Annotated in this window: 7 protein-coding genes and 1 rRNA gene; 1 reads left to right on the top strand and 7 read right to left on the bottom strand. The window is 60.0% G+C overall.

From position 1 onward, the window contains the following. Window positions 1-99, top strand: a 5S ribosomal RNA gene (gene rrf / locus FH061_RS31990); the annotation flags it as partial. A 571-nt stretch (window positions 100-670) separates the two neighbouring features. Here the strand turns inward: rrf and FH061_RS30595 are convergent. The 7 genes from FH061_RS30595 to xdhC form a co-directional block, all read right to left on the bottom strand. Beyond that, on the bottom strand, window positions 671-2,743 hold the full coding sequence (locus FH061_RS30595) for a DUF4142 domain-containing protein (protein ID WP_192805155.1): 2,073 nt from the start codon (window positions 2,741-2,743) through the stop codon (window positions 671-673). A gap of 481 nt (window positions 2,744-3,224) precedes the next feature. Next, window positions 3,225-3,605: a hypothetical protein gene (locus FH061_RS20160; protein WP_225984753.1), complete on the bottom strand. Its 381-nt coding sequence runs from the start codon at window positions 3,603-3,605 to the stop codon at window positions 3,225-3,227. Window positions 3,606-3,769: 164 nt separating this feature from the next. Further along, window positions 3,770-3,952, bottom strand: a complete 183-nt coding sequence (locus FH061_RS20155) for a 4-oxalocrotonate tautomerase (protein WP_151637623.1) — start codon at window positions 3,950-3,952, stop codon at window positions 3,770-3,772. Window positions 3,953-3,971: 19 nt separating this feature from the next. Continuing rightward, complete coding sequence (locus tag FH061_RS20150; RefSeq protein ID WP_404822487.1) at window positions 3,972-4,751, bottom strand: class II aldolase/adducin family protein; 780 nt, start codon at window positions 4,749-4,751, stop codon at window positions 3,972-3,974. Between the two features lie 91 nt (window positions 4,752-4,842). Then, window positions 4,843-5,934, bottom strand: coding sequence for a porin (locus FH061_RS20145; RefSeq protein WP_151637621.1), 1,092 nt, complete (start codon window positions 5,932-5,934; stop codon window positions 4,843-4,845). A gap of 241 nt (window positions 5,935-6,175) precedes the next feature. Then, a complete protein-coding gene (guaD, locus tag FH061_RS20140; RefSeq protein WP_151637620.1) occupies window positions 6,176-7,525 on the bottom strand; it encodes a guanine deaminase in 1,350 nt (449 codons plus the stop codon). 28 nt (window positions 7,526-7,553) lie between these two features. Further along, entirely contained in the window at window positions 7,554-8,609 is a 1,056-nt protein-coding gene (xdhC, locus tag FH061_RS20135; protein WP_151637619.1) for a xanthine dehydrogenase accessory protein XdhC, read from the bottom strand. Window positions 8,610-8,611 lie beyond the last annotated feature (2 nt).

The raw sequence follows: 8,611 nt of genomic DNA, 5'->3' as shown, positions 1-8,611 counted from the left end.
CGAGTTGGTCCCACCCCTTCCCATCCCGAACAGGACCGTGAAACGACTTTGCGCCGATGATAGTGCTGCAACCAGTGTGAAAGTAGGTCATCGTCAGGCTAGTTCTACCGCATCAGCCCTGCCTCCTCATGGACGCAGGGCTGTTTGCTTTGCGCGGCTAGTAAATCGCTATGCCGATGGATCGCGGACAAGGTTAAGCTCGTGCCGCATCGCTCGGCATGTCAGGGCGGTGACTATTTCAAGTCGACGAACAACGATGGGTCGGCAATTCTCATGGGTGTTCAGTCGGCTGGGCTCTTTGAGAACGATGGACGTTTCGCGATTCCTAGTTCCCCAAATTCAGTCCGAACGAACATAAACAAGCTATTGAAACATCACATCTAGAGCATCTGGAGCTGTTGGTTGTTGGTGCTGCATTCTACGAGAAGCTTCAGTGCAATCTTGAGATGTACGAAGTACCGACTTGTTTCCTGAAGAGGGAGCCAGCAACGATATGTGCGTCAATATCAGAATAAAACACGATGCAGCAGGCATCGCATCTTATTTGAATCAAGAGTGTTCCTGATGGATGCTCAAGTCTGTACAACTCGAGCATCTCCAGACACTGTCGCGATGTATGCCGTGCGATCCAGTCAACCGGGTAGGTAGGTCGCCTGGACCGCGGGGGCAATCAGGTGCCGGCAGGGGCCGTTGCGGTACTGGTGCCTGTCGTGCCTGGCCCGGTTGCTGCCGTGCCTGTTGTGCTGGCATCAGCATCAGCATCAGCATCGGTGCTTGCGTCGGTTGTGCCAGTGCCAGTGCCAGTGCTTCCGGTTGTGCCGGTATCCGCAGTTCCCGTCGTCTCAGTGTCTGCCGTACCTGTAGTTCCGGTTTCGGCCGTTCCGGTGCCCGTTGTGCCTGCGCCGGTGGTGCCAGTACCAGTAGTTCCGGTACCCGTTGTATCGGTACCTGTAGTGCCGGTGCCGGCCGGTGTGGTTGGCGTAGTCGGAGTGGTTGGGGTAGTCGTGCCGGTAGGTGTGGTTGGGGCTGGTGGCAGGCTGCTGTTGAGTTGAGTGGCTGCCTGCAGATGAGCGTTCAGTACAGGCAGACTGGATGCGGCAAATGTACGCAGCTCCGCATCAGGTTCGTTGGTCGAGCGGTCGGTGAACAGCGTAACCGCCGCTTGATGCAGCCTGACATTTTCCGCCATGAAGGAACGGTTGAAATCGTCGCCAGTCTTTGGCAGAAGCACGCGATAGGCGATAACGCCCTCGGCCGGGAGCACGTTCGGCAGCACAATATTTTCCGTGCTCGCCAACTGCGCCACCACAGTATTCTGGGCCGAATGGTCGCGGATCATGGACTGCGCAAATGTACGAACAGATTCATTGGTCGCACGCTGTGTCGTGGCCAGGCTCGACAGCAGGATTTCACTGACGTTGTTCTGATAGGCCGCCGCCAGGAACGAAGAGGGAAGGGCAGCATAGCTGTTGGTCGCACTCTCGAGATGCTCCTGCAGTCGGGGCAGGGACTCCGTTGCCAACGCGCGCACTTCAGCATCGGTCCCTTCGCTCGATTGCACCTGCGTGGCGCCGACGTCGCCAAGGTGCACCACGACGTTGTGGCTCATGTAGGCCTTGTCGAAGTCGACTCCGGTCAACTGATTGAGGCTGTCCCTGGCAATGACGTGCTCGACAGGCAGGGCAGACGGAAGCGTCACGCTTTTCGCCTGCGCAAGCGCTGCGATTTTCGTGTTCAGTTCGGTGTGATGAGTGATCATCATTTCCGCAAATGAACGCACTGCGGGGTTTTGCGCCTTCTCGCGGGCGATATTGGCGAGCGCGATCTCGCCAAGGCCATCTTCATAAGCGCCGCGCAAGTAAGCCGCCGGGTCAAAGGAAGCGCCAAGCTCCTTGGCAGTCAGCAACTGCAGTTGCAGCAGCGGCAGGGCATCCCTGGCAAACGCCTTCAGCTGCGCATTCGTTGCGCCGCTGGCCTGTTCCAGGAACCGGGCCACGTATTGACGCTGCAATTCCAGGCTTTGCTGCAGGTAGATCCGGTCAAGTTGTTCGCTGGTTTGTGTGTTGGCGGGGTTGCTCGACGGTGTGGCTCCGGTGCCGGTTGCGCCTGTACCGGTAGTACCTGTCCCCGTTGTTCCTGTACCGGTTGCGCCCGTACCGGTGGTACCTGTTCCCGTTGTTCCCGTACCGCTTGCGCTTGTACCAGTAGTACCGTTTCCAGTTGTTCCTGTTCCAGTGGTAGCCGTGCCGGTCGTTCCGGTACTTGCGGCCAATGTAACATTGTTGGCTTGCGCAATTTGTGTCAGCGAAGCATTGAGCTGAGTGTGATTATCGATCAGCAGTTGTGCAAGCCGGAGAACAGCAGGATTCGTCGAACGCTGCAGCACGGCTTGGGATTGCTGTACCGTAGTTCCCCCGCTTTGCACAATGTCGGAAAGGAAGGTGCTTTCAGACGCCGTTACCGTTGCCGACGGCGTTGTAGGTGTCGTAGGTGCCGTAGGTGTCGTAGGGGTTGTTGGTGTTGCCGTCGGCGTAGTTGCTGCCGGCGTGGTCGGTGTTGACGTTGGGGTCGATGACGGTGTTGACGATGTATCTTGAGCCGTCGGTGCAGGTGCGCTGCTTGGCGTGGAGCTTGCCGGGGCCGGGTTTGTCGGCTGCGCGTTGACTACGGTATTGTCATCGCTGTCTCCGCCGCAGGCGGCAAGAATCGCTGTCAGCAGGATTGGTAAGGCCTTCTTTTTCATTTGAAACTCCACGTCAGAATTGTTCAGGTCCGTTTCTGACGTAGAGCGGATGGCACATGTTCGCGCCCAAAATTGGGTTCTAAAGACGGCTTAATCTAAATCAAACCTTAATCAACCGGTTTGACTATTTAAAAATATAACAAGAACTTCTTCAAGGATGTGGAACCTTAGACATCTAGTTTCGGAACATCAGGCGAATGCTTGCTTATCCTGAACAGTGCAGATATGCAATCGCTTTGAGCACGCCTCATGGCGATGTCGTAGCTTTCTCATAACATTCGGCCTTGAATACCTGTTCTGTTAAGCCAGGAGAAAATAGAAAACGAGCCGCCAGCTTAATAATGTGGTTGGCTTAATGAAAAAACCGACCGAGTGAGCGGTCGGTTTTTTAATGAAGTTCAGTGCGGATCAGCTGAGCTTCCCGTCCTCGTCATGCGTCAAGAACATGACATTGTGCCGTCACCGAGACGCAAAGTCCTGCTCAACGGCGCAGGCTGCTATGTCCCTGCCCATGACCATGGCCACGCCCCTGGCTATATCCCTGGCCGTAGCCGCGGCCATGTCCATACCCCTGGTGCTGGTGATAGTGAGGCTGCGGCGACTGGTAGACCGGACCCGGCACAACGTAATGCACTGGAGGCGGCGGCTGATACTGGTAGTACACCGGCCTGTCGGGAAAGCCTGATGGCGGTGGTCCATAGATGAACTGCGGTTGTTCGTAGACCACTACCGGCGGCGGAGAGTAGACAGGTACGCCGTTGCCAACGGACACAGACCACTGCACATTACCGCCGGCATGCGCGGGGGCTGCCGTCGCCCAGAGGGCGCTGATTGCAGTCAAGAAAAGCAAAGATGTTTTCATGGCGACGACTCCTATATGCATTCATGATAATGGACAAATTTGCCGTTGCAATGCGAAATCTCCGGCGAAGGCCAAGTTGGTCGATCCGGGTTGCGCCCATGCATCATCATTTTCACGGGGACAAATTGTCGTCGTGTCTTTGTCTTGCCCGCAACTCTGTAGATTCAGTCAGACCAAAGTTTCCCGCCGGTAGCCCAGTTTTCCTTCTTGACGTCCTGGATGACGATATCTACCGACTCGGGCTTGCATTGCAGCGTGGCCACCGCCGCTTCGGTAACGGCTTTGACGAAAGCGCGCTTTTGCTCAATGGTACGGCCTTCAAACATTTCAACGTGGATGGTGGGCATGAATACTCCTTGCAGGTGATTAGTTCTTGTAAGTGGGGGAAAACTGTTCGAGTTGCCGCAGCAATGCCGGCCATTCCAGCACGCCTTCCGGCGTGCCGTCGCCGATCAGTTCGCGATGCGTCCTGGCGCAGGTCTCAGGATCCGGCATGACAAGGCGGGTAGCGCCGGACAGCGCCTTGCATTGGATTTCGCAGGCCTTGTCGAGCGTGTCCATCAGAACGAATGCTTCGGCGATCGTGCGGCCGCAGGTGAGCGTGCCGTGATTGCGCAGCAGCATGGCGGGATATTGCCCCAGCCGCTCGACCAGGCGCTGCTGTTCGCCGGGAGAAAGGGCCAGGCCTTCGTAGCCGTGATAGCCGATCTGTCCGTAGAAACGCAAGGCATGCTGGGACAGCGGAAGCAGTCCGCCTTCCTGCGCTCCGACCGCGATGCCATTGACGTTATGAAGATGCATGACGCAATGCGCATCCTCGCGGGCGGCATGGACCGCGGCATGAATCGCGAATCCGGTGACATTGATGCGGTAACCATGATCGCCGATGATATTGCCCTGAAGGTCAATCTTTACCAGGTTGGAAGCCGTGATTTCATCGAAGCGATAGCCGAAGGGATTGATCAGGAAGCGTCCGGGTTCGCCGGGAACCGCTGCCGAGATATGGGTATAGATCAGGTCATCCCAGTGTCGCAATGCGCACAGGCGGTAACAGGCGGCGAGGTCGCGGCGCACCTCCCATTCCTCGAGGCTGGTTGCGCCGGCGGCAGGGCTGCCGCCGCGATGTATCAAGTTCGAATCCGTCACTGTCCCGACATCCTTCCTTTTTCCGCGTCCTGATAGCAAAACGCCCGGCAGTGCCGGGCGGTGCGTAACGCTAATCCGTTCGCAGAGCGCTTCAGAAGCGGTGGCGCACGCCAACGCCGAAGCTGTTGCCATTGTTGGTGCGCGTGATGCGATCATTCATGTAGACCGCATACACATCCGTCCGCTTCGACAAGTCGTAATCATAGCCGACGGCGGTGGTGGTGCGCTTGACATCGGCGCCGATCGCCACGCCCTCGCGCTTGGTCTGCGCCCATGCCACCTGCACCTTGCCCGGACCTGCCGGCACGGTGGCGCCGAGCGACAGCGTCTTGTCGTCGAGGTCGATGTTGTGCGAGGTCTGCCCATAGGTGGCAAACAGCTTCGCTGCGGTCAGGTCGTAGCTGCCGCCGACCATCCATGCGGTCTGGCGCGCGGCGAACAGGCCGGAGGCGAGCGGAATATTGCCCGCCGGCTGAACGTTGCCGACCGGGGCATTGAGCGGGTTGTTGATCTCGACATTGTGATAGAACGCGGTCAGCGCAAGCGGACCTGCGAAATAGAGCGCGTTGATGCCGATGTTGTTGCGGCCGGTGCTGCCGGCGATCTCGCCGAACTGGTAATGAACGTTCGCGGTCAAGCCGCCGAAATTCGGCGTCTGGTAGCGGATCGAATTGCTCCAGCCGGTATCGCCCGCGACCGAATTGGTCCAGCCCGATGCATTGAACAGCGGCACGTCCGCATGCAGGATCAGCGGTGCGAACTGATAGGAGTCGCCGAAGGGATTGAACAGGATGGTCGGCAGGAAGTGAGGCGCCAGTTCACGGCCCAGGGAGACCGCGCCGAACCCGCCCGACAGGCCGACGTTGGCGTCGCGCGACCACAGCGTATCGCCGGGGAAGCGGCCCTGCGCACCGGTATCGGCCTGGATGAAGCTGGTCAGCAGGAAGTTGGCCTTGAGGCCGCCGCCCAGATCTTCGGAACCCTTGAAACCGAACCAGGAGGTGGTCATGCCGCCGCTGTTGACGACGGAACGCGAGCGGGCATCGCCGGCACTGCGCATTTTTCCCGCATAGACATCGACCAGTCCGGTGACGGTGACGTTGGTCTGCGCCATTACCGGCGCGGCGGCGGCGGTGGCAAGTGTTGCCCCGACCATCAATTGTTTCAGCTTGCTTCCTTGCATGACATCTCCATTTTTTGTGCAGATTTATGAACCGGGAAACCCGGTGCCTCTCTCCGCCGCCATGATTGCTTTAATGCATTAATTACGGCAGCCATTCTACTTATCATTCCTCCATGCCGGATGGAGGAATGGCACTACTTACTGGTGTTGTAGCTTTTTTGCATCAGGTCGACGCGGACTGGGAACCGACGAATGCCGTCCGCGCAAAGTCCGGGCTTCAGGATATGGGTAAGGCGATTGGTCAGGCCTCCACCGCCTCCGCCGCACGCTGGCTTTCGCCGCGTACATGTACCCGCTTGCCTGCACTGTAGGTTGCCGCGATCGCGCGGTCGTCGCCGAGCAGGGCGAAGGCGAACAGCAATTCCTCCAGGCTCTCGGTGCGCGAGGTGCGCCGGGCCAGCAGCGGCGTGGCCTCGGGATCGAGCACCACGAAATCGGCTTCGACGCCGGGCGCGAAGTTGCCGATGGTGCCTTCGAGTTGCATGCTGCGCGCGCCGCCCAGCGTGGCCATGTAGAACATGCGCAGCGCGGGCAGGTAGGTTCCGCCCATGCGGGCAACCTTGTAGACCTCGTTCATGGTTTGCAGCATGGAGAACGACGTGCCTCCGCCGACATCGGTGGCCAGCGACAGCGGCACCTGGGCGGCGTCGGCGCGGGCAAAGTCGAACAGGCCGCTGCCGAGGAATAGGTTGGAGGTGGGGCAGATGGATGCAGCGGATTGCGTCTCGCGCATGCGGGCGCGGTCATGATCGTCCAGCCAGATGCAATGCGCATACATCGCGCGCGGCCGCATCATGCCGTAATGGTCGTAGACGTCGAGATAGCTGCGGGAATTCGGAAACAGCGACTTGACCCAGGCCACCTCGTCGGTGTTCTCCGCCACATGCGTCTGCAGAAAGGTGTCCGGATAGGCTCGCGCCAGTTCGCCGGCCAGCTGCAATTGCGCTTCGGTGGAAGTCGGCGCGAAACGCGGCGTCAGCGCATAGAGCTGGCGGCCGCGCTTGTGCCACTTGTTGATCAGCTCTTCGCTTTCGCGGGCGCCGCTCTCGGCGGTATCGCTGAGGAAGTCGGGGCAGTTGCGGTCCATCATGATCTTGCCGGCCACCATGCGCAGGTTGCGCTTTTCGCTTTCGTTGAAGAAGGCATTCACCGAGGAGGGATGCACCGTGCAATAGACCATGGCCGTGGTCGTGCCGCAGCGCAGCAGTTCATCGAGGAAGAAGCTCGCCACTTCGCGCGCATGCTCGCCGTCGGCGAACTTGCGCTCGGTCGGGAAGGTATAAGTCTCCAGCCAGGGCAGCAGGCCGGGTGCCGGCGAAGCGATCATGTCGGTCTGCGGATAATGGATATGCGTATCGATGAAGCCCGGCACGATCAGTTTGCCGCGGTAATCCTGCACCCGCACGCCTTCGGGCACCGCGTCGCGCAGGCGGCTGTAGTCGCCCGCGGCCTGAACGCGGCCGTCATTGATAATCAGCAGGCCGTCCTCGTGCCATGCATAGGCCTTCTCATCAAAGGCCGGATCTGCGGTGAAGTGAAGGATGCTGGCGCGGTAGGCCTGGCAGGACGGCGATGCTTTGGTCGTGGTCATTGACTGCTTTCTCTTGCTTGTACTTGATTCAAATTGTTTCGGCTGCATCTCTACGCGCGCGGCGGCCGGCATGCATCGCTTGCTCTTCGGCTTCCCACACCTGCAGCAGCTGCGCGCAGACCGATGCGGCGATCACCGCCGGCTGTTTTCCGGCGATGCCCGGGATGCCGATCGGGCACACCATGTCGGACAGCCGTTGCGCCGGAATGCCGCGCTCGCGCAAGCGGTGTTCGAACTGCATGCGCTTGGTCATGGATCCGATGAGGCCGAACCAGCCGGCATCGTACCGGCGCAGAATGGCTTCCGCCAGGCGCTGGTCGAGCGCGTGGCTGTGCGTCAGCACCAGGTAGGACGAACCGGCCGGCACCGCGTCGACGATGGCCTCGGGGATGTCGGTGGCTTCAATCCTGACATTGGCAGGAACATCGACGGGGAACATGTCTTCGCGCTCGTCAACCCAGGTGACATGACAGGGCAGTTCCGCCAAGGCCCGCACGATCGCCGCGCCCACATGGCCGGCGCCGAACAGGACCAGGTGTGGACGGTGAGGCACGCAGGGATCGACCAGCCAGCGCTTTCCACTGTCGTCCTGCATTACATGGCAGGGGCGGGACAAGTCCGTGGCCGGCGCAATCCGCAGGCCGGAGCAAAGCGCTTGGCCGCGCTCATCCAGCAGTGCCGGCGGATGAACTTCATCCAGCGGCACCAGGCGCCAGCTGCTCAGTCTGTTGCTCCAGCGGTCGGTCAGCAGGCTACCGTATGCCGGAGAGGGAGTGACGCGCTCGAAGGCAAGGTGCACGACGCCGCCGCAGCATTGGCCAAGGCTGGGACCGAGCGGAAAACGCTCCAGCCGCCGCAGCGCGGCAAGACGTCCCGCCGGATCGGCGAGCATCTCGCGCGCCACTTCGCAGGCCCGCATTTCGAGATGGCCGCCGCCTATGGTGTCGAACTGTCCATCGCGCGTGATCAGCATTTTCGCGCCCGGCTCGCGCGGCCCGGAACCTTGCACGGCGGCGACCGTCACCAGCACCGCCGGCGTGTCTTCCCTGTGCAGCTTGTCGAGCGCTGACAGCCAGTTGATCATTG

The sequence above is a fragment of the Noviherbaspirillum aerium genome, assembly GCF_008929045.1.
In the GTDB taxonomy this organism is placed as follows: domain Bacteria; phylum Pseudomonadota; class Gammaproteobacteria; order Burkholderiales; family Burkholderiaceae_D; genus Noviherbaspirillum; species Noviherbaspirillum aerium.
This window is presented reverse-complemented; position numbering and strand designations above follow the sequence as displayed.

What these genes read in the sequence shown, in the direction of transcription:
- guaD (WP_151637620.1), bottom strand. Translation starts at nt 7,525, where the DNA reads ATGACCACGACCAAAGCATCGCCGTCCTGCCAGGCCTACCGCGCCAGC.
- FH061_RS20155 (WP_151637623.1), bottom strand. Translation starts at nt 3,952, where the DNA reads ATGCCCACCATCCACGTTGAAATGTTTGAAGGCCGTACCATTGAGCAA.
- FH061_RS20145 (WP_151637621.1), bottom strand. Translation starts at nt 5,934, where the DNA reads ATGCAAGGAAGCAAGCTGAAACAATTGATGGTCGGGGCAACACTTGCC.
- FH061_RS30595 (WP_192805155.1), bottom strand. Translation starts at nt 2,743, where the DNA reads ATGAAAAAGAAGGCCTTACCAATCCTGCTGACAGCGATTCTTGCCGCC.
- xdhC (WP_151637619.1), bottom strand. Translation starts at nt 8,609, where the DNA reads ATGATCAACTGGCTGTCAGCGCTCGACAAGCTGCACAGGGAAGACACG.
- FH061_RS20160 (WP_225984753.1), bottom strand. Translation starts at nt 3,605, where the DNA reads ATGAAAACATCTTTGCTTTTCTTGACTGCAATCAGCGCCCTCTGGGCG.